We start from the raw sequence: 20,744 nt of genomic DNA on the forward strand, positions 1-20,744 counted from the left end.
GTGCACTCGTTCTTCGGATGGGTCTCATCGGAATGGCCGGCCGGGGGGCGGTCGGCCGCCAGGCCGTGTCCGTGCAGGAAAGTGTCTGGAAAGTGTGCCGATCATAGAGGCTGGTCCCGGGGCCTTCCACCTACTGTTCAGTGTTCCCACCTGACCCGACCTTCTGACAGATCGTTTCTGCCCGCACCTGGACGCCTTCTTCGGGCCACCGACCAGTTGTGACGTTCCGTGAGCGATTCGGGGGTGTCGATTCTGACGTTTCCCACGGCCTCTCACCCGTCCGGTGCAGGCAAACAGGACGTAGTACGACAATATGACCCAGGCTGGATGCGGTGTCCCGCGAACCGCACCCGGAGGTCCACGTGCCGCGTCAGTTCCCCCTGCTCCCTGACATGGGTCGGCTGCGGGAATGGCCCCGACTGCGCAGTGTCGCAGCGGTGTTCACCACGATGTCGGCGCTCGCCGCGACCTCCCTGGTCGCGGGCCCCTCCGCCGCCAAGCCGTTCGACACGGCGGCCTGCGCGCTCGAACGCACCGAGGCCCACCACTCCGAGGGCCTGAACACCTGGAACGCCGCCTACCCCCGCCCGGCCCGCAAGCTCGACGCCGTCATGGTGTACCTGTCCTTCCCGGACGCGGCCCCCCACACGACACCCGCCGAACTGACGGCCGACCACTTCCCGCTCACCACCCACTTCTTCGAACGCGCCTCCTACGGCAGATTCACCCTGCGCCCGCATCCACTGCGGCACTGGCTGCGGATGCCCCGGCCGTCGACGGCGTACGCCATACAGCGCGACTGGAACACGGCCCACCGGGCCGCCTATCTGCGCGACGCCATCGCCGTGGCGGACCGGGAGGTGGACTTCTCCCGCTATGACGTCGTCTACCTCGTCGCCGACCCCGACGCGCCCGGCGTCGACTCGGACGCCACGAAGGTCGTCAACATGGACACCCCGCTGCGGGCCGACGGCACCGACATCCGGCGCGTCGTCACGGTGTTCGAGAACCATCCGCCGGACCGCCTGGTCCTCGCGCATGAGACGGGCCACATCTTCGACCTGCCCGACCTGTACCACCGCCCGGTGGACGGCAAGGGGGACTGGGACACCTATGTCGGTGACTGGGACCTGATGGGCAGCCAGTTCGGGATGGCGCCGGATCTGTTCGGCTGGCACAAGTGGAAGCTGGGGTGGCTGGAGCCGCGGCAGGTGGTGTGCGTGCAGGGGACGGGGGCCGCGGGCGCGCGACTCACACTGGAGCCGCTGGCGGTGGGGCCCGGCGGCATGGGCCAGGCGGTGGCGGCCGGGCCGGCGGGGGCGGTGCGGGCGGCCGGAAAGTTCGGTGCGTCCGGTGGATCCGGCGGGCCCGGTGGGTCCGGTGGGTCCGGCACGGGCAGTGCGGGCGGTTCGTCCGGTGGCGCCGGCACGGGCGGTGTGGGCAGTGCGGGCGGTTCGTCCGGTGGCGCCGGCTCGGGCAGAGCGGGCGGCGCTTCCGGTGTGTCGGGTGGCGCGGGCACGGGCGGAGCGGGTGGTGCTGCCGGTGCGTCCGGCGGCGCGGGCACGGGCGGTTCGGCGGGTGGCGCCGGCGCGGGCGGTACGTCGGGTGCGCGCGGTTCGGTCGGCGCCGTGCCGGGCTTCGGGCTGGGCAACGGCATCAAGCTCGCCGTCGTCCGCACCGGCCGCGAAAGCGCCCTCGCCTTCGAGGCACGCGGCCCCGCGGGCAACGACATGCAGGCCTGTCGGCAGGGTGTGCTGGTGTACCGGGTGCGCAGCCAGACCGAGTCCGGCGGCGGTCCGGTCGAGGTGATCGACGCGCACCCGCACACCGAGGCCTGCTGGGAGGAGTCGGTGTACCCCCCGCTCGCTGACGCGCCGGTCGGGCTGGGGGAGAGCTTCACGGTGCCGGGTGAGGGCGTCCGGGTGGAGGTGGAGGGGCGCACGGCTTCGGGGGCGTGGACGGTGAAGATCGCGACTGGAGGGTAGCGCCCGCGCCGGATGGGGGGTCGCGTGACGGGTGCGGGATGCGCCGGGGGGTGGCGGTACGCCTGGTGGCGGGGCGGGATGACTGGTGGTAAGGGCGCGGGGTGTGGGTGGGGGGAGGGCTCGGGCCTGCGATGGGTGCCCGGTCGGGCGCGGGGTGGGGGTGCGATGGGTGCCGGGTTGGGCCCGTCGAGGCGCATGCGAAAAGCCCCCCGCTTTCGCGAGGGGCTTTCACTGTCTGTGCGCCGCCAGGGACTCGAACCCCGGACCCGCTGATTAAGAGTCAGCTGCTCTAACCAACTGAGCTAGCGGCGCCTGCTGACGTCGTAGACCTTAGCATCCTGGTCGGCGTGGGGAAAAATCGAAATACGAACGGCCGCACGAGCCGCCCGCACGGCCGCCCAGAGCAGCACCTCGGGACCCGGTAACCAGGGATTACGAGTGTCCGGGGCGACCAGCCAGCGGGAGCCGGAGGAGGCGGCGGCGCCCGATCGGGACGGGACGGTCACCGCGTCTCCCTTGCCGTGGCACAGGAGCGGCGGCACGTCCTCCGCCCGGCCGAACTCCTCCCACCGCAGCAGCGACGGCAGCCGCTGGGCCGTGCCGGGCGCGGCGAACAGCAGCATCCGGCCCCGCGACATCGCCACCGGCCCCGATCCGGGCCCCTCCTCCCACAGCCGGTCGACCATCCGGCGTCCGAAGATCGCGGGAGCGCTCACGATGTCGAAGACCGAACCGCAGGCCAGAATCACGGGGGCCTGCGGCCGCTCGTCCCAGAGCGCCTGGGTGCTCCGCGGATACGGTTCCGCGGAGGCCAGCCAGGCGGCGCCGTCCGTGGTGACGAAGGCGGGGGAGAAGGGGGCGTTGTGTGGGGTGCTCATGGCAGATACATCTACCGACGGTGAGTCCTCGGTTCCCGAGAGTTCCCGGAACGCGGGACAGGGTGGGGTGGCAGGGCGTATCTTGCCCGCCTGGCATATGCCTGGAGAACTCTCGGTCAGGTCGGTCACACGGGGCGGCCGGTCATACCGGGTCGACGTGCCCCGGCCCCTCGACCCCCCGCATCAGATCCCTGCCGAACTCGACCATCTTCTTGGCGTAGTCCTCGGTCCACTCGGCCTGCTCGGCGATGTCGGCGGGCGTCAGCCGGTCGAACCGCCGGGGGTCCGCCAGCTGGGCCGCCGCGATGGCCTGGAACTCCACCGCACGGTCCGTCGCCGCCCGGAACGCCTGCGTCAGCTCGGTCGCCCGCTCCAGCAGCGCGCGGGGGTCGTCGATCGACTCCAGGTCGAAGAAGTGCTCCGGGTCGGCGGCCACCTGCGTGGGCTCGAAGAGCAGGGGCGCGGGGCGTAGCCGCGGTTCGTTCCGACGCGGCGTGGGCTCCGCCATGCTGTCTCCTCCTCGTACGTCACCGATGTGGGTCACCGATGTGCGTCACCGATCTCGTGGGCCACCGGCGACCCCCGGTGAACCGGTCCACCGTCCATTGTCCCGCGCCCGCGCAAGTAGGCGTGTGACGCAGGTCAATGGGCTTTCAAGCGTGCTCTTGCGTTCACGGCCGCCAAGCCACCCGGTGTTCCGCCAGCCGTGCCAACACAGCGTGATTCGCCTCCCACCCGTCCGGGAACTTCACCACCGTCCCCAGCTGTACCGGCTCCGTCGACGGATAGTCGTCCAGCAGGTCGCTCACGCCGGCCCGGCACACCACGATGCAGGCGTGGCGGTGGCGGGAGGCGAGGACGCAGAGGCGGCCCGTTTCCAGGTGGAAGGCGGTGGCGTCGGGGCGGCCGGAGAGGGGGTGGAGGACGACCGTGACGTCGTACTCGCGGCCCTGGAGGCGGTTGGCCGTGTCGACGGTGACGTCCACGACGCCCAGCTCGGTCAGGGCCGCCCGGACCGCCGCGGCCTGGTCCCGGTGGGCGGTGCCGACCGCGATCCGGTCTGCGGTGAGGGGCGCCGGGTCGGGTGAGCGTTCCGACGTCGCCGCGCCGCCCCGGTCCAGCAGGCGCCGTACGACCGTCGCGACCGCCCGTACCGCCTCGGGGTCCGTGCGCGGGGTGTGGCGGGCGGGCAGTTCCAGTAGTCCCCAGCCCGACTCCGCCGCCTCGTCGATCACTCGGTCCGGGCCCGAGCCGTCGGAGGGGACCGCGAAGGACAGCGAGCGGTCGTCGTGGTCCGTGCCGCTGCGGAACGGGGTGTACGGGTAGAAAGCGTCGGAGACCAGGGGCGCGGCGGACGCCGGGAGGCGCCAGGAGACCGGCAGGCGGTGCTGGGGGAGGGCGGGGTTGTGCGCCAGAAGGGTCGTCACGGCTGAGGCCGACGGGTCGTACGACAGGCCCGCCCACTGCTCGCTGCCCACGATCGCGAACGGGTCCAGCTGACCCGGGTCGCCCACGAACAGGGCCCGCTCGAACAGCCCGGCCACGGCGAGCAGCGAGTCCGAGCGCATCTGGTACGCCTCGTCGACGATCGCGTGCCGCCAGGGCTCGTCGACCTTGACGTGCCCCCACTTGGCCGCCGTGGACAGGACGACCGCCAGGCCCGCGAGGTCGGCCGCCTTCGCCGACTTGCGTACGTTCGGCAGGTCGTCCAGCGCCTTGTCGTACGGGTCGGAGTCACTGCTGTGCAGGCGGCCCACCGGCAGCTCGGGGTTCTTCTCGGCGAGCCTCAGCACCAGGTCGTCCACCTGGGCGTTGGTCTGCGCGACGATCATCAACGGGCGCCCGGCGTCCGCGAGTTCCAGGGCGGCGCGGACCACGAGCGTGGACTTGCCGGCGCCGGGCGGGGAGTCGACGACGACACCGCGCGCCTCGCTGTGCAGGGTGTTGTGCAGGATCGCGTCGGTGGCCTCGGCCGCCGCGGCACCGGGGTCGAACACGGCGGTCACAGGGTGTCCTCCTCGGTCAGCGGATCGGCGGTCTCGGACACCTGCTCGCCGGGCGGCCCGCCATGGGTCCACGGGGTCTCCTCCGGGTCGGGCAGCTTGGCCCCGCCCCGCTGCTCGTGTTCGAACAGCGTGAAGCAGACCAGGTCGCCCTTCCGCGGCACCGACCCCTCCTCCGGCTCCTTGCCTCGGCCCATCTTGTCCAGCACCCGCAGGACGAGCAGCGCGCCCGCGTCTGCGTCCGCGCCCGTGCTGTTCTCGCTTTCCCGGCCGTCCTCGTCGAGGTCCCCCTCGTAGCCGACGAACTCCGCCGACTGCGGCTTCCCGCCCAGCGACCGGAACACCTTCGCCCGCTCGCCCAGATGCGGCCGGTCGTCCGTGCGGACGGTGACCAGCGGGCGCGGGCTGGGCCGCTTGCCCTCGCTGTACGCCATCACGACCTCGGTGACCTCGCCCGCGAACGCCTCCCCGCCCAGCCGCCGCCCCGCCATCACCAGCGGGTCGTCGAGCGCCTCCTGCGCCTCCAGGCGGGCCTGCTCGCGCTCGCGCGCGGCGAGCTTGTTGGCGGCGGTGACCGCGTCGTCGCGGCGCGGCTGCGGGGGCTCACCGGCGACGACCCGGTCGCGGTGAGCGGTGAACGACCAGCGGTCGCGGGTCCACCGCTCCTCGACTCGTCCGGCCTCGGGCAGCTCCCGCAGCAGGTCGAGGCCGCGCCACACCGCGTCCCAGGCGGGCCGGGTCCGGCTCTCGACGAGGGCGCGGATCTGCCGCTCGGCGGCGGTGAGGTCGCCGAGCCGGTCGTCGGCCTCCAGGCCGTCCTCGGCGGCGGCGAGGGCCGTACGCGCGCGGTCGTAGCGCTCGAACGCGGGGGCGAGCAGCTTGTTGTCGAACGCCGGGTCGGTGGCGGGACCGGCCGGCGGGCACAGCAGCTGGCCCTGGGCGTCCCGCGCGAGCTCCGCGCGCAGGGCAGCCTCGGCGCCGCTCTCGCCGGCCGGCGGGTCGATCCAGGCGAGCAGCGCGCCCAGGTGCTGGTCCTCCAGGGTGGACTGGCCGGTCGCCCAGTGCCGGGACAGTACGTCCGTCATGGCGAGCAGCAGCGAGGAGCCGGGCACCCGGGCCCGCTCGCCGAAGTGGGTCAGCCAGCGACCGAGCAGCGGCACGCGCGGGGGCGCGGGATAGGGGGCCTCCGGGTCCTGTTCCGCCGTACGCCGGAAACGCATGGAGCGGCCCAGGAGCCGTACGAAGTCGATGCCCGTGCGATTCGGCACGATCAACTGCGCGGCGTCCGCGCACAGTTCGACCTCGACCTTGACCCGCTTGCCGGTCTCCGGATCGGTGTCGTTGCGCTCGGCGGCCTCTACGTCGTCGGCGTGGGCGTCGATGTACGGCAGGACGATGTCCGCCAGCTCGGACAGGAACGCGAACCGGAGGTCCCGGTCGCGCGGCTGCGGTACGACCAGCAGGTGCGGGGCGTCCCGGTCCGTGCCGACCAGGGCGCCGAGCGGGGCGCCGGCCTCACCGGCGGTGGTGAGCGGCACGAAGACGAGCGGGCGGTCCGACAGGTGCCGGTGGCGGACGGTCGCGGCGGGCTGGGCGCTGCCCGTGCTGACGGCTTCCAGCCGGGCGAGGGTGGAGATCAGTGACACGGGGCCACCGCCTCCCGGCCGGTCTGCGTGGGTTCCTGGCCCAGCGCTCGCGCATCGCGGCCGAGGGCCTCGGCCCGCAGGTGCGCCGCCCGGCGGAGGGCCGCCACCGCAGGGTCGTCCGGGTCGCCGGACTCGCCGCGGGCCGCCGACAGGACGTCCTCGACCGTCGTCAGACCGCCCAGCTCGGCCCGCACCGAGCGGCCCAGCGACGTCACCGCGTCGGACGCGCGCGAGCGCGCTCGGCAGTGGAAGGCCAGCTCACAGGCGGACAGGCACTCGGGTGCGTACGTCGCCGGGACCGACTCGACGGCGGCCGTCAGGTCGGCGGCGGGCAGTTCGGGGGAGAAGCAGGTGCCGTCGGGGAGTGCGTCGGCGATGTCCTCGATACGGGTGAGGCGGGCCAGCTGCCGGGCGGTCACGGCGCGCTGCTTGCGGACGTCCACGGGCGAGGCGGTGGGGAGGTTGGAGAAGTCCTTGGGGCAGACCAGGAGGACGCGATGGCGCACCGTCGGGACCGGCGGGCCGTCTTCCGCGGGCGGTTCTGCCAGCCGGGCGGCGACCTGTTCCAGCGCCAGTACGTACACCGCCGCCTGCCGGGCGGCCGCGCCGACCTTCGCCGGGTCCGCCGAACCGTCCAGCATCGGGAAGGACTTGATCTCCACGACCGTCCAGCTGCCGTCCGGGTGCACGACGACCGCGTCCGGCTCCAGGAAGGCGGGTGAACCGGCGACGTCCAGCGCGAGCATCGGGTGGTCCAGCAGGGTCCACTCGCCGCGCGCCTCGGTGGCCTCGCGCAGGGCGAGCGCGGTACGGGCCGTACGGCCCTCGGGGCCGGTCGCGGTGAGCTCGGGTACGTGCGCGTGGGCGGGCGGTTCGGCGGAGCGGTCCAGCTTCTCGTGCACCAGCCGCAGCAGCTCCGCGCCGCCGTCCGCCTTGACCCTGGCCTCGAAGGCGTTCCCGCGGGTGAGGGCGAACTGCGACTGTCCGAACGCCGACGGCGAGCCCAGCGCGCTCGCCAGGACCGCCTTGTTCACCCCGGCGCCGTCCAGGATGGCGCGCCGCTTGCAGCCGGGGTTGGCGGCGAGGGCGGCCAGGGCGCGTGCGTCCAGAGCCTTGGCCGGTACGTCCGGACCGCGCAGCTCAGCGAGCCGCTGCCGGAGCGCCGTCCCCCGCGTCCTGGGGAGAGGCACTCGGCTCGGCTTCGGCTCCGAACCCGGACTCGCGCTGCCGTGGAATTCGCTCACCCGCGGAAGTCTGGCATCCGCCACTGACAATTGAGGAAGCCGAGTCGCCGGAGCCCACGGAGACGGGAGTGCCGGAGCCCTGTGCGTCCGCCGCGGCGGAGGGGGAAGCGGTGGCGGTCCTGGCGGTCGCGACCTGAGTGGCGAAGCGGGCCCGGACCCGGTCCGCGGTCCGCATCACATGCGGTGCGAGGAGCAGCCCGACGCCCATCACGGCGGCGCCCGCGGCCGCGTCGAGGAAGTAGTGGTTGGCGGTGCCCATCACCACGATCGTGGTGATCACCGCGTAGGAGACACCCGCGGCCTTCGCGAGGCGCGTACCGCCGTACCGCCACAGGACCACCGCGCACCACAGGGCCCAGCCGACGTGCAGGCTCGGCATCGCCGCGTACTGGTTCGTCATGCCGCCCATGCCCCGGGGCGCGCTCGCCTCACCGCCCCACCAGCCGTACGAGCTGTACTGCGCCATCGTGTCCACGAAGCCGTGGCTCGCGTCCAGCAGCCGGGGCGGGCAGGTGGGCAGCAGGGTGAAGCCGATCAGGCCTATGAAGGTCGACGTCATCAGCCAGGTGCGGGCCGCGCGGTAGTGCACGGTGCGCGATCGGAAGAGCCAGACCAGCAGCACTGGCGTGACCAGGTAGTGCAGCGAGGCGTACCAGAAGTCGGCCGGGACGCCTATCCAGGGCTCGCGTGTGAAGAGGCGGTTGAGCGGGTGCTCCGCGTTGAGGTACAGGGCCTTCTCGATGTCCAGGATCGCGAGGCCGTGGTCCACGGCGGTGCTGACGTCGCCGCGGGCGAGCAGTCGGCCCGCCGAGTAGCAGGCGTAGACCAGGAGTATCAGCGGCAGCTCGGTCCACCAGCGCAGGCGGGTTCGCGGCGTCGCCTCCACGCCAGTTGTCTCGGCGTGTGGCATCCGATCGCCTCCCCCTTCTCGTCGCGGCGCCCGGTTGACCGGTCGTTCCACTTTACGGTGTACGCGTGCGCCCCTTTCAGGCGCCTCGGCCCTCTAGACGCAGAGATCGCCCGCCGGGTTGCCCCGGCACAGCGTGCGCGATGATGGAGGTGCTCCGCCTCTCATTTCTCCCGGAAGGCCTCTTCATGGCACCGCGCATCCTGCTCGCCCGGCACGGACAGACCGCATGGTCGCTGTCCGGCAAGCACACGGGCAGGACCGATGTGCCGCTTCTGGAGGAGGGCCGCCGGGGCGCGAAGCTGCTCGGGGAACGCCTGAACAGGGCGCCGTACGACGGGCTGGCCGGGGTCGAGGTGCGCACCAGTCCGCTCGCACGCGCGCGTGAGACGTGCGAACTGGCCGGCTTCGGTGAACGCGCGCGTGCCTGGGACACGCTCATGGAGTGGGACTACGGCGCCTACGAGGGGATGACCCCGGCGGACATCCAGGCCGTCCGGCCCGGCTGGCTCATCTGGCGCGACGGTGTGCCCGAGGGCGAGAGCCTGTCCGAGGTGACGGCCCGGGCCGACGAGGTGGTGGCGTGGGCGCGCGAGACGGACCGGGATGTGCTGGTCTTCGCGCACGGGCACATACTCCGGTCCATAGGCGCGCGCTGGCTCGGCCTGCCCCTCGACTTCGCGGCCCGGATCCGGCTGAACCCGACGTCGCTGTCGGTACTGGGGTGGGCCTACGGCGAGCCGGCCATCGAGAGCTGGAACGACCTGGGGCACCTGGCCGCATAGCCGTCCGCCCGCCTTCGGTCACGCTGTGCGGGGCACGCTCGCGTGCCGTTCCAGAAACGCCGACACCCCGCTGGCCCGCCGGTGCGGCAGCAGCACCCGGGCCGTGCCCGCCAACATCGTCTGCACCCGCGACGACTGCACCTGGTCCAGCAGGTCCAGCACCCGCATCCCGGCGGAGGCCGCCTCGTCGGGACGTCCGCCCCGGGCCAGGTCGTCCGCCAGTTCCGCCGTGTACAGCGCGATGTTGCGGGTGAAGTGCGGATCCTGCAGATGGGCCGCCCGCCCCGCGTGCCGCGCCGCCCGCCGCCAGTTGCCCAGCGTCGACCAGCACTGCGCCTCCAGGGCCTCCAGCTCGGCCTCTCCGTAGAAGGTCATCCACTCGGGGTCGGCGTCCGAGTGGCCCCGCTCGAAGAAGGTCTGTGCGCGAACGAGGGCCTGTTCGCAGCCGGTGCGGTCGGCGAGCCCCGCCCAGCCGCCCGCCTCGCGCAGCGAAAGCAGCGACATCAGCCGGGCGGAACCCAGGGGGCGTGCGACACGCAGCGCGGCCTGGGCCGCCCGTACCGCCTCGCGCGGCCGGCCGGCGTCCCGCGCGAGGAAGGACGTATTGCAGAAGGCGTGTGCCTCGACGGCCGGGTCGCCTGCCATCCGGGCGGTCGCCAGCGCCTCCGCGTAGTGCGAGCGGGCGTCGTCGAACCGCCCCGAGTCGTGTGCCAGCCATCCCACCGAGATGGCCAGCTCACCCGCGCCCGAGTGGAGCCGGTCGCCCATCGCCTGCCGGGTGGTACCGGCGTCGAGCAGTGCGTAGGCGGCCCGCAGTGGGGCGGCCGCGCGTCGGTAGAGGCCGTCGGCGCCGTGCCGGTCGTCGAGCAGCCGGATACGGCGTACGGCTTCCTCCAGAGCGTCCGCCTCGTGTCCCCCGACACGTCGGACGGGGCGCTCCGCGGCCGCGGCGTCGTGGGCGAGGCCCAGGGGGCCCAGCGAGGCGGCGGCCACCGTGGCACCACCGCCGGTCATGAATGCGCGACGTAGCACGTCGCTCTCCTCGTGGATCTCGTGGTTCTGGTCTGCCCCGTACGGGTCGTGAGGGTCGTACGGGTCCTGAGGGCTCAGCGGGTCATACGGCTCGTGCGCCCTCCACTTCTCACCGGTGGCATGTGCCGGGATCGTGGTGTGCATGGGGGGCGTGTCCTCTCCGGCACGCGCCCGGCGTCCGCGTACGGACGAGCGGGGCGCGAAACCGAGGTCGGCGAGCGTTCGGCCGGGGAACATGTGCAGGAACACCCGTTCGTACGCGTAGTTGGGGCAGCGGATCTCGCCGGCCTCGACGCGTCCGACGTAGCGTGCGTCACAGCTGACCCGCTCACCGATCTCGCGGGCTGCCCGCCGCACCACGGCGGCGAACTCGGCCGGCGAGCGCTGTCCGCGCAACCGCCGGAACGCGAGATTCGGCCGCGATGGCCTGGGGGGCTGGGACGAGGTCAGCTCTGACGACGCCATGGCCGGGTCCTCTCGTGCGAACCGTCGAACCATGCCGGAACGAGGACGAGTTGAAAGGACGAGGTGAATCGAAAATTCCGGCTCGGTCCCTTGTCTCCGGCGGGCAAGAACGTACCTGCTGTGTCGGACCCGTGACGCAGGGTTTGGCTACAAACCGGATATCTCATACACGATCTGCCATGAAGTGCCATCCTTTGCGGCTGACTTCCGCCGTAGCCGTTGACGCGGCGATGCGTTGAACTCTTCGGACTGCAAAAGGGGTTCCGTGGTGGAGGTCGGGATGAAGACCAGCCAGAGCATCGCTCCTCGTACACCGTCGACAACGGCGGGGCATGCGCCGACCGCACAGTGCAGCGAGCCACCGGGCGAGGGCTGCGACCTGGTCACGGTCCCGGCGCGGCAGGGCCTGGAGGCGGTCGACATCCTGCGCCGGGGGGCCGGCGACGCGGTCGGGCCCGTACTGCACGACGACGGTGGCGACACCCTCGGCTTCGTGGTCCCGCCGGGCACGGCAGCCGCCTGGGACGTACCGGGCAGCACCTGTACGGAGACCGACGGCCGGGGCATGAGCCTGGACCTGAACCCCGAGCCGCCGGTCGAGGGCTCGGACTGGCTGCTGCCGCCCGGCGAGGCGGATCTGGCGACGGATCCGGCGGCGCTGCGGGCGGCACTCGGCGAGGCGGCACGGCTGATCGAGGCGGCCGACAACTGTCGGTGACCGGCTGCCCGGGCGCCGCCGCCTCCCGCTTGCGACAATGACCCGGTGAGGAAGTCCAGGAACACCCGGCGCCGGCCGGCCGCCGTCGAAGCCGTCGTCGAGCGCATCGACGGCGGGCTCGCCGAGCTGATACCCGACCGGGACCGCGCCAGGGCCTGGACGCTCCTCATCGACGGGGCGCCTCAGTCGTACGTCGATCTGGACGACCCGGCGTACCTCTCCTTCGAGTACCAGCGCCGCCTCGGCCATGTCATCGACCTCGTCGCCCCGCCCGGCAAGCCCGTCCACACCGTCCATCTCGGCGGCGGTGCGTTCACGCTCGCCCGGTATGTCGCCGCCACCCGCCCCCGCTCCACCCAGCAGGTCGTCGAGCGGGACGCCACTCTCGTCCAACTGGTCAGGCGGGAGCTGCCGTTGGACCCGAACGCCCGGATCCGGGTGCGGTCGGTGGACGCCAGGGACGGGCTCGCCAAGGTGCCCGACGCATGGGCCGACCTCGTCATCGCCGACGTGTTCAGCGGGGCCCGTACCCCCGCCCACCTGACGTCGGGGGAGTTCCTCGACGACGTTCGCAGGGTCCTGCGGCCCGACGGTGTCTACGCCGCCAACCTCGCCGACGGGCCGCCGCTCGCGCATCTGCGGGGCCAGATCGCCACCGCCGCCGACCGGTTCGCGGAACTCGCCCTGGTCGCCGACCCGGCGGTCCTGCGCGGCAAACGCTTCGGCAACGCCGTCCTCGTCGCCGGCGACCGCCCGCTCCCGGTCGCCGAACTGACCCGGCGCGCGGCCTCCGATCCGCACCCCGGCCGCGTCGAGCACGGCAAGGCGCTCTCCGACTTCACCGGCGGCGCCGTACCCGTGACCGACCTCGCGGCGGTGGCCTCCCCGGCCCCGCCCCCGTCCGTGTTCCGGTGACGGTGACGGTGACGGCGGGTCAGTAGTTCCCGATCTCCACCCGCGGCGGCCCGTCGTGCCAGGTGCAGAACACCGACACCCGGTCCGCGCCCGCGCCGAACTCCACCCGGATCCATGTCTCCGTCTTCCACACCTGCATCGACCAGCCCGCGCCCGGGGTGGCCGACACGAGGGCCGCGGAGCTCTCGCCGATGTCGAAGACGACCCGGCCGCCGTCGGTGTCGTAGCTCTTGACCTGGCCGGATGTGGTGGGGGAGTGGCTGGGGGTCTTCGCCGGGGGCTTCGAAGGGGTCGGTGTGCGGGGCTGCCCGGTCGGCTTCGGTGCGGGGGACGACGGGCCCTTCGACGGGGTCGGCCGGTTCGTGGACGACGCCAGCGGCTTCGACTCCTGCGTGGTCGCGTCGGCCGCGGTGATGGGCAGGGCGCGCGGCCGGTCGTACACGGTGCCCGCCATCACCGTGTGGACACCCCACCACGACAGCGTGACCGCCGCGCCCGTGGCGAGCGACCAAGCCAGTACGTGTACGAGTCCTCTGCGCATCGCGGGCCATACTGCCTCACGCGTCGCGGACGTGTCGCGCGGTTGTCCACAGGGGTGAAGTTGCCCACGGGGGCGGGTTTGTCCACAGCGGGTGAGTTGTCCACAGGCCCGGACCGGGCTCGCTCGCATGGCGTACGGTGCGGCGCATGGCAAGTGTGCTCGTGGTCGAGGACGACCAGTTCGTACGCTCGGCGCTCATCCGGCACCTGACCGACGCCGCCCACACGGTGCGCAGCGTCGGCACGGCACTGGAGGCGCTGCGCGAGGTCGCCCATTTCCGCTTCGACGTGGTGATCCTGGACCTCGGTCTGCCGGACCTGGACGGCTCCGAGGCCCTGAAGATGCTGCGCGGCATCACCGACGTGCCTGTGATCATCGCCACCGCACGGGACGACGAGGCGGAGATCGTCCGGCTGCTGAACGCGGGGGCGGACGACTACCTCACCAAGCCGTTCTCGGTCGAGCACCTGTCGGCCCGGATGGCCGCCGTCCTGCGCCGCGCCCGGTCCGGCAGCGCGGAGGCCGCCCCGTCCAGCGTGCTCCGCGTCGGCGGCCTGACCGTCGACCCGCTGCGCCGCCAGGCCGAGCTGGACGGCGCACCTCTGGACCTCACCCGCCGCGAGTTCGACCTGCTCGCCTTCCTGGCCGGACGGCCCGGAGTCGTCGTGCCCCGCAAGGAACTGCTCGCCGAGGTGTGGCAGCAGTCCTACGGCGACGACCAGACCATCGACGTCCATCTGTCCTGGCTGCGCCGCAAACTGGGCGAGACCGCAGCCAGCCCGCGCTATCTGCACACCCTGCGCGGCGTCGGCGTGAAGCTGGAGCCGCCACGATGAGATGGGCACTGGTCAAGGTCTGCCTGGCGGTCACCACGATGGTCGTGGTGGCCTTCGCCATCCCCCTCGGACTGGTCATCAGGGAGATGGCCCGCGACCGCGCCTTCTCCAACGCCGAGCGGGAGGCCGCCGCCGTCGCCCCCGCCCTGTCCATCACCACCGACCGGGACCAGCTGGAGCGGGTCGTCGCCTCCGCCGGGTCGGACGCGGGCATGGCCGTGCACATACCGGCCTCCGGCGACGCGACCGCCGTCGACCTCGGCCGCCGGCGCGCCGCCGCCGACGACATCGCGACCGTACGACGGCTGGGCCGCGCCTCCACCACCGAGGTCCCCGGCGGATCCACCCTGCTCCAGCCGGTCGCGCTGAGCTCCGGCGAGATAGCCGTCGTGGAGGTGTACGTCCCCGACACGGACGTCACCAACGGCCTCGCCACGGCATGGGCCGTCCTGGCCGGGGTCGGCCTCGCGCTGATCGTCGGATCGGTCGCGGTCGCCGACCGGCTGGGCGTACGGATGGTGCGGCCGGCGCAGCGCCTGGTCGAGGGCGCGCATGAGCTGGGGGAGGGCAAGCTGGGCTCCAGGGTGCCCGAGGAGGGGCCGACCGAACTGCGGCTGGCGGCGGTCGCGTTCAATTCGATGGCCGACCAGGTCGTCCAACTCCTGGCGAACGAGCGGGAGTTGGCGGCCGACCTGTCCCACCGCCTGCGCACCCCGCTGACCGTGCTGCGGCTGAACGCGGCCTCGCTCGGGGACGGTCCGGCCGCCGAGCAGACCCGGGCGGCCGTCGCCCAGCTGGAGCGCGAGGTCGACAAGATCATCCGTACCGCGCGGGAGGCCAAGCCGCAGACGGTGGCGGCCGGTCCGGGCGCCGGGTGCGACGCGGCCGAAGTGGTGCGCGAGCGCATGGCGTTCTGGTCGGCGCTGGCGGAGGACGAGGGTCGCAAGGTGCGGGTGGCCGGCGTGGACCGCCCGGTGCGGATACCCGTGGCCCGGGCGGATCTGGCGGCCGCGCTGGACGCCCTGCTCGGCAACGTCTTCCGGCACACCTCCGAGGGCACGGCGTTCGCGGTCGACGTGCACAACGGCGAGGACGCGGTGATCGTGCTCGTCTCCGACGCGGGGCCCGGCATATCCGACCCCGAGGCGGCGATGGCCCGCGGCCGGGGCTCGGGCAGTGCCGGTTCGACCGGCCTCGGCCTGGACATCGTGCGGCGCCTCGCGGAGTCGACGGGCGGGGATGTGCGGATCGGGTCGTCGGTGCTCGGCGGGACCGAGGTACGGATCTGGATCCAGCTGGACGGAAGGGAGCCGGTGCGCAGAGGGCACCGGGGGTCGGTACGACGGCGCCGGCGCGCCAAATTGGTCTCGACCTTTAACCGTCCCCGATCCCTTCCTTAAGCGCGCCCTAAGATCCTCAACGCCGGTCTGGATCAGGGCTTTTGCCCGATTCCGGCTCGCTAGCGTGCTGCCTCACCCACCCCCCGTGAACAGTGAAGGCAGGCATGCGATGAGCACCCACCGGCGCAAGATCAGCGGCAGGAACAAGGCGATGGGCGGCTTGGTGGCCGCGGCCGTCGTCGGCGGCGGTGCGATCGTGTTCACCGGTACCGCCCAGGCGGCCGGCACCGGGGCGGCGTACACGAAGACCAGTGACTGGTCGACGGGTTACACCGCGCAGTACGTCGTCACGAACGACGGCGAGCAGGCGAAGAAGGACTGGAAGCTGGAGTTCGACCTGCCGTCGGGCGCGAAGCTCAGCTCCCTGTGGAACGCCGAGTCGAGCGTGAGCGGACAGCACGTCACCGTGACGCCGCCGAAGTGGGACACCGACGGCCTGGCGGCCGGCGAGTCCGTGACGGTCGGCTTCGTGGTCAACGGCACGGCCTCGCCGACCGGTTGTCTGATCGACGACGTGAAGTGCTCCACGGACGACACGGCCACCCCGGTGCCGAGCGGCCGCCCGACCCAGTCACCGAAGCCGACCCCCACCACGACGCCCAAGCCCAGCGCGACGCCCACCCAGTCCGCGACGCCCACCGCCAAGCCCTCGGAGACCTCCGGCACCGGCACCAAGGCGTCCGCCGGCTTCGCCCCGTACATCGACACCTCCCTCTACCCGGCCTTCGACATGGCCGCCAGCGCCGAGGCCACCGGCGTCAAGAACTACAACCTCGCCTTCATCACCGACGGCGGCGGCTGCACCCCGAAGTGGGGCGGCGTGACGGACCTCGGCGGTGACGCGGTCGCCGCGCAGATCGGCGACCTGCGGGCCAAGGGCGGCGACGTCCGCGTCTCCTTCGGCGGCGCGGCCGGCAGTGAACTGGCGACGACCTGCTCGTCGGCGGACGCGCTGGCGGCGGCGTACGGCAAGGTCGTGGACGCATACAAGCTGACGAAGGCCGACTTCGACATCGAGGGCGGCGCACTGCCCGACAAGGCGGCCAACACCCGCCGCGCCCAGGCGATAGCCAAGCTCCAGGCGAACCACCCCGGCCTGGACGTCTCCTTCACCCTGCCCGTCATGCCGGAGGGCCTGACCCAGCCGGGCGTGGACCTCCTCGCCGACGCCAGGCAGAACGGTGTGAAGATCAACGCCGTCAACATCATGGCGATGGACTACGGCCCCGCGTACAGCGGCGACATGGGTACTTACGCCGAACAGGCGGCCACCGCCACCCAGGCCCAGGTCAAGAGCGTGCTCGCCCTCTCCGACAGCGCGGCCTGGAAGACCGTCGCCGTCACCCCGATGATCGGCGTCAACGACGTCACCACCGAGATCTTCAAGGTCGACGACGCCACCCAGCTGGTGAACTTCGCCAAGTCCAAGGGCCTCGGCTGGCTGTCGATGTGGTCGGCGACCCGCGACAAGCAGTGCGCGGGCGGCGAGAAGCCGTCGGCGGACGCGACGTGCAGCTCGATCCTCCAGGAGAAGTTCGCGTTCTCGAAGGCGTTCGCGGCCCACAAGTAACGCAGGCCGCCTCTCGACCCACGGGGGGCGCCCCGGCCGGTCTTCCCCCCATCCGGCCGGGGCGCGGGTGCTTGATGACGGGCGCCACGCAAAGGCGGGCGGGGTGCGGGGCAACGAGCAGTTGGACGTACTGCTTGGCGCACCTGTACGCCAAGTACACGAGCCGAGGGCCGAGCCCAGGACATCCTCCGCATCCTCGACCGGCGCGGCACCGAGGTCTCCGAAGAGGCCCGGGAGCGGGTCACATGCACGGGGCGCGGCACGTTCCCTCCGCGTGCCGCGCCCCGTCCCTCGGTAGGGGACCCCGCCAGATCCGCTCCTTTAGGCCTCCTCGTCCACCCCCGGCAGCGCCCCCGTCCGAGCCGCCTTCCCGTACCAGTACGCACTCGACTTCGGCGTCCGGGCGAGCGTCGAGTAATCGACGTACACCGCCCCGAACCGCTTCTCGTATCCGTACGCCCACTCGAAGTTGTCCATCAGGGACCACAGGTAGTAGCCGCGCACGTCCGCACCGTCCTCGATGGCGCGGCGGACCGCCGACAGGTGGCCGTGCAGGTAGGCGATGCGCTCGGGGTCGTGGACGCGGCCGTCGGGGTCCGGCTTGTCGTCGTAGGCGGCGCCGTTCTCGGTGATGTACAGGGGCAGGCCCGGAGCCTCCCGCGTGTACCGCATGATCAGGTCGTGCAGGCCCGTCGGGTCGATCGTCCAGCCCATCTCGGTGCGGTCGCCGGGGGTCTGGTGGAAGGCGACGTCGTCCGCGCCCGGCCAGGGAGTGTGGTCGCTGGCCCCGTGGCCGTCGGCGCGCGGCCCGGCCGCCTCCGTGTCCACGGCCGAGACCAGCGTGGGGGTGTAGTAGTTCAGGCCCAGCGCGTCCAACGGCTGGTTGATCGCCGCCAGGTCGTCGTCGAGGACGTAGGACCAGTCGGTCACCAGCTCCGTCGCCGCGAACAGGGACTCCGGATACGCGCCGTGCAGGATCGGGCCGTGGAAGACCCCGTTGGCCAGGTCGTCGATCTTCCGGGCCGCGGCCAGGTCCGCCGGGTCCTGCGTGAGCGGCCGTACCGTCGAGGAGTTGAGGCTGAGCGCCACCGAGTTGCGGGCCGGCATCACCGAGCGCAGCGCCGAAGTGCCCAGACCGTGGGCCAGGTTCAGATGGTGCGCCGCCCGCAGCGAGGCCACGGGTTCCGTGCGGCCCGGTGCGTGCACGCCCGAGCCGTAGCCCAGGAACGCGCTGCACCACGGCTCGTTGAGCGTGATCCACTGCTCCACCCGGTCGCCGAGCGCCTCGCCGACGATCTGCGCGTACTCGGCGAACCGGTACGCCGTGTCGCGCTCCGGCCAGCCGCCCGCGTCCTCCAGCTCCTGCGGCAGATCCCAGTGGTAGAGGGTGATGGCGGGCTTGATGCCGTGCTCCAGCAGTTCGTCGACCAGGCGGCGGTAGAAGTCCAGGCCCACCTGCACCGCCGGGCCCCGGCCGGTCGGCTGCACGCGCGACCACGAGAGCGAGAAGCGGTACGCGGTCAGGCCGAGCTCGGCCATCAGCGCCACGTCCTCGCGGTAGCGGTGGTAGTGGTCGACAGCGATGTCACCGTGCTCGCCGCCGGCCGTCCTGCCCGGCGTATGGCTGAAGGTGTCCCAGATCGACGGGGTGCGGCCGCCCTCCCGCACCGCTCCCTCGATCTGGTACGCGGACGTCGCGGCGCCCCAGAGGAAGGCGGGGGGAAAGGACACGGAGGACATGGGCTCAGGCATGGAAGCGCTCCCATAGGGGGTCGTGGAGACCGACGGGTAGGAGGAGACGGAGAGGAGGGAATGGGGAGGAGAGGATGGGGGGAGGAGACGGGGAGGACGAGGGGCCGAGGCTGCGGTGACCCGGCCCCCTGTGACGTATGAGAAATGAGATACGGCCGGGCGTCAGCCCTTGATCGCCCCCTGCATGATGCCGCCGACGATCTGCTTGCCGAACAGCAGGAAGGCGATCAGCAGCGGCAGCGTGCCGAGCAGGGCGCCCGCCATGATCACCGCTTGGTCGGGGACATAGCCGGTGCCCAGGGAGTTGAGGGCGACCTGCACGGTCGGGTTCTCCTGGTTCAGGGCGATGATCGGCCACAGGAAGTCGTTCCAGGCGAACACGAAGGTCAGCAGGCCGAGGACGGCCATCGCGGGCCGGGCGGCCGGGAACACCACATGCCACACGACCCGCAGACTGCTGGCGCCGTCCACCCGCGCCGCCTCGATCAGTTCGCCCGGCAGCGCCTGCACCAGGTACTGCCGCATGAAGAACGTACCGAAGGCCGTCACCAGGGTCGGCAGGATGACCGTCTGCAGCTGGTTGGACCAGCCGAGGTCGGCCATCCACAGATACAGCGGTACGACGGCCAGCTGCGGCGGCACCATCATCGTGCCGATCGTCAGCATCAGCAGGACGCCCGAGAACCTGAACCGCAGTTTGGCGAAGGCGAATCCGGCGAGCGTGGAGAACAGCACCGTGCTGACCGTGATCGCGGTCGCGACGATCACGGTGTTGAACATCGCGGTGCCGAGCCCGGCCTCCTCCCACGCCCGCTCCATGTTCTTGAACAGGTTGCCGCCGAACCACAGCGGCGGCGGGGTCTCGGCGAGCCGCCGGTCGGTGCGCGAGGCCGCGATCGCCGTCCACACCAGCGGGGCCAGCGAGACCAGCGCGAACAGGGTCAGTACGACGTAGGTGACCGGACCGGCGTGCAGCTGCTTGCCGGCGCCCATCACCCGGCGGCGCTCGCGGCGACCCTTCACGCCGCTCTGAGGAATCGTCAGGTCGCTTGCGGTCATTGGGACTTCCTCAGACGTCGGGAGACCAGCATCTGGATCACGCCGATGATCAGCAGGATCAGGAACATCGTCCAGGCGATCGCGGACGCCTTGCCGAGGTTGCCGATGATCCAGCCCTGGTCGTACATGTACAGGCCGAGCGTCTGGTACTGGTGCTCGGAGCCGCCCTTGGAACCGGACACCCCGCCGAACAGCAACGGCTCACCGAAGAGCTGGGTCGCACCGATCGTCGAGACGACCACCGTGAACAGGATCGTCGGCCGCAGCTGCGGGATCGTCACATGGCGGAACTGCTGCCAGCGGTTCGCACCGTCGATCGCCGCCGACTCGTACAGGTCGGCGGGGATGGCCTGCATGGCGGCCAGATAGATCAGCGCGTTGTAGCCGGTCCAGCGCCAGATCACGATCGAGGACACGGCGAACTTCGAACCCCAGTCGGACTCACGCCAGTTGACCGGATCGATCCCGAAGAAGTCGAGGATCCAGTTGATCATGCCGCCGTCCCAGGAGTACAGCAGCACGAACACCAGCGTCGCCGCCGCCACCGAGGTTGCGTACGGGGTGAGCATCACGACCCGCCACACGGTCGAGCCGCGCAGCTTGTAGTTGAGCAGATGCGCGATGCCGATCGCCATCAGCAGCTGCGGCACCGTCGAGATCACCCCGATGGCGAAGGTGACCCACAGGGAGTTCCAGAAGAAGTCCGAGGACAGCAGGTTCCGGTAGTTGTCCAGGCCCGCCCAGGTCTGGCTGTCCAGGTTCGCCAGCTGCACGTTGTGCAGCGAGTACCAGGCCGTGTACAGCAGCGGGACCAGCGAGAACGCCCCGAAGACGATGAAGAAGGGGGAGATGAACGCGTACGGTGACGCCTTCATGTCCCAGCGGTACAGCCGGCTCCGCCAGGAACCGTTCCCCGGCGGCGGCGTACCGCGACCGTGCGCGCGGCCGGGGGGGGGGGGGGGGGGGGGGGGGGGGGGGGGGGGGGGGGGGGGGGGGGGGGGGGGGGGG

General features: G+C 72.1%; 18 protein-coding genes and 1 tRNA gene. 7 read left to right on the forward strand and 12 right to left on the reverse strand.

The genetic code is table 11. From position 1 onward, the window contains the following. Positions 1-392: 392 nt before the first annotated feature. Positions 393-1,985, forward strand: coding sequence for a M6 family metalloprotease domain-containing protein (locus tag POF73_RS20890; protein WP_272117620.1), 1,593 nt, complete (start codon positions 393-395; stop codon positions 1,983-1,985). 238 nt (positions 1,986-2,223) lie between these two features. On the opposite strand, the gene POF73_RS20895 is transcribed toward POF73_RS20890, so the two are convergent. The 7 genes from POF73_RS20895 to POF73_RS20925 all read right to left on the reverse strand — a co-directional run bounded on the left by POF73_RS20895 (position 2,224) and on the right by POF73_RS20925 (position 8,666). Then, positions 2,224-2,297, reverse strand: a tRNA-Lys gene (locus POF73_RS20895). Then, complete coding sequence (locus POF73_RS20900) at positions 2,288-2,863, reverse strand: bifunctional DNA primase/polymerase (protein WP_272117577.1); 576 nt, start codon at positions 2,861-2,863, stop codon at positions 2,288-2,290. The genes POF73_RS20895 and POF73_RS20900 overlap by 10 nt, the downstream gene beginning before the upstream one ends. Positions 2,864-3,005: 142 nt before the next feature. After that, on the reverse strand, positions 3,006-3,371 hold the full coding sequence (locus POF73_RS20905) for a hypothetical protein (RefSeq protein WP_272117579.1): 366 nt from the start codon (positions 3,369-3,371) through the stop codon (positions 3,006-3,008). A 163-nt stretch (positions 3,372-3,534) separates the two neighbouring features. Next, positions 3,535-4,869: an AAA domain-containing protein gene (locus tag POF73_RS20910; protein WP_272117581.1), complete on the reverse strand. Its 1,335-nt coding sequence runs from the start codon at positions 4,867-4,869 to the stop codon at positions 3,535-3,537. Then, on the reverse strand, positions 4,866-6,512 hold the full coding sequence (locus tag POF73_RS20915) for a hypothetical protein (RefSeq protein ID WP_272117583.1): 1,647 nt from the start codon (positions 6,510-6,512) through the stop codon (positions 4,866-4,868). Before POF73_RS20915 ends, POF73_RS20910 begins: the two co-directional genes overlap by 4 nt. Beyond that, the gene (locus tag POF73_RS20920) at positions 6,503-7,702 is read right to left on the reverse strand and encodes a hypothetical protein (protein WP_272117585.1); all 1,200 of its coding nucleotides are present in this window, start codon (positions 7,700-7,702) and stop codon (positions 6,503-6,505) included. The genes POF73_RS20915 and POF73_RS20920 overlap by 10 nt, the downstream gene beginning before the upstream one ends. Further along, positions 7,653-8,666: a phosphatase PAP2 family protein gene (locus tag POF73_RS20925; RefSeq protein WP_272117587.1), complete on the reverse strand. Its 1,014-nt coding sequence runs from the start codon at positions 8,664-8,666 to the stop codon at positions 7,653-7,655. The genes POF73_RS20920 and POF73_RS20925 overlap by 50 nt, the downstream gene beginning before the upstream one ends. Before the next feature lie 185 nt (positions 8,667-8,851). Here POF73_RS20925 and POF73_RS20930 point away from each other — a divergent pair, with 185 nt between their 5' ends. Next, entirely contained in the window at positions 8,852-9,448 is a 597-nt protein-coding gene (locus tag POF73_RS20930) for a histidine phosphatase family protein (protein WP_272117589.1), read from the forward strand. 18 nt (positions 9,449-9,466) lie between these two features. On the opposite strand, the gene POF73_RS20935 is transcribed toward POF73_RS20930, so the two are convergent. Beyond that, positions 9,467-10,945 carry a tetratricopeptide repeat protein gene (locus POF73_RS20935; protein WP_272117591.1) on the reverse strand — a complete coding sequence of 493 codons (1,479 nt, stop codon included), beginning with the start codon at positions 10,943-10,945 and terminating at the stop codon, positions 9,467-9,469. Positions 10,946-11,225: 280 nt separating this feature from the next. Here POF73_RS20935 and POF73_RS20940 point away from each other — a divergent pair, with 280 nt between their 5' ends. Then, a complete protein-coding gene (locus tag POF73_RS20940; RefSeq protein ID WP_272117593.1) occupies positions 11,226-11,663 on the forward strand; it encodes a hypothetical protein in 438 nt (145 codons plus the stop codon). Between the two features lie 45 nt (positions 11,664-11,708). Further along, positions 11,709-12,578 carry a spermidine synthase gene (locus POF73_RS20945; RefSeq protein ID WP_272117595.1) on the forward strand — a complete coding sequence of 290 codons (870 nt, stop codon included), beginning with the start codon at positions 11,709-11,711 and terminating at the stop codon, positions 12,576-12,578. 19 nt (positions 12,579-12,597) lie between these two features. Here the strand turns inward: POF73_RS20945 and POF73_RS20950 are convergent, their stop codons facing one another. Next, on the reverse strand, positions 12,598-13,119 hold the full coding sequence (locus tag POF73_RS20950; RefSeq protein ID WP_272117597.1) for a hypothetical protein: 522 nt from the start codon (positions 13,117-13,119) through the stop codon (positions 12,598-12,600). Between the two features lie 146 nt (positions 13,120-13,265). Here POF73_RS20950 and POF73_RS20955 point away from each other — a divergent pair, with 146 nt between their 5' ends. The 3 genes from POF73_RS20955 (at position 13,266) to POF73_RS20965 (ending at position 16,925) form a co-directional block, all read left to right on the forward strand. Then, a complete protein-coding gene (locus POF73_RS20955; RefSeq protein WP_272117599.1) occupies positions 13,266-13,955 on the forward strand; it encodes a response regulator transcription factor in 690 nt (229 codons plus the stop codon). After that, the gene (locus POF73_RS20960) at positions 13,952-15,355 is read left to right on the forward strand and encodes a sensor histidine kinase (RefSeq protein ID WP_272117600.1); all 1,404 of its coding nucleotides are present in this window, start codon (positions 13,952-13,954) and stop codon (positions 15,353-15,355) included. The genes POF73_RS20955 and POF73_RS20960 overlap by 4 nt, the downstream gene beginning before the upstream one ends. A gap of 109 nt (positions 15,356-15,464) precedes the next feature. Continuing rightward, positions 15,465-16,925 (forward strand): glycoside hydrolase family 18 protein, encoded by a 1,461-nt coding sequence (locus POF73_RS20965; protein ID WP_272117602.1) that lies wholly within the window; start codon positions 15,465-15,467, stop codon positions 16,923-16,925. A 321-nt stretch (positions 16,926-17,246) separates the two neighbouring features. Here POF73_RS20965 and POF73_RS20970 read toward each other — a convergent pair whose 3' ends face one another. The 3 genes from POF73_RS20970 to POF73_RS20980 all read right to left on the reverse strand — a co-directional run bounded on the left by POF73_RS20970 (position 17,247) and on the right by POF73_RS20980 (position 20,626). Continuing rightward, the gene (locus tag POF73_RS20970; protein ID WP_443049577.1) at positions 17,247-18,665 is read right to left on the reverse strand and encodes a GH1 family beta-glucosidase; all 1,419 of its coding nucleotides are present in this window, start codon (positions 18,663-18,665) and stop codon (positions 17,247-17,249) included. Positions 18,666-18,839: 174 nt separating this feature from the next. After that, entirely contained in the window at positions 18,840-19,736 is an 897-nt protein-coding gene (locus POF73_RS20975; RefSeq protein WP_272117607.1) for a carbohydrate ABC transporter permease, read from the reverse strand. Beyond that, entirely contained in the window at positions 19,733-20,626 is an 894-nt protein-coding gene (locus tag POF73_RS20980) for a carbohydrate ABC transporter permease (protein WP_272117622.1), read from the reverse strand. The genes POF73_RS20975 and POF73_RS20980 overlap by 4 nt, the downstream gene beginning before the upstream one ends. Positions 20,627-20,744: the final 118 nt, after the last annotated feature.

Origin of the sequence: Streptomyces sp. HD (genome assembly GCF_028369295.1) — a bacterium.
Taxonomy (GTDB): Bacteria; Actinomycetota; Actinomycetes; order Streptomycetales; family Streptomycetaceae; genus Streptomyces.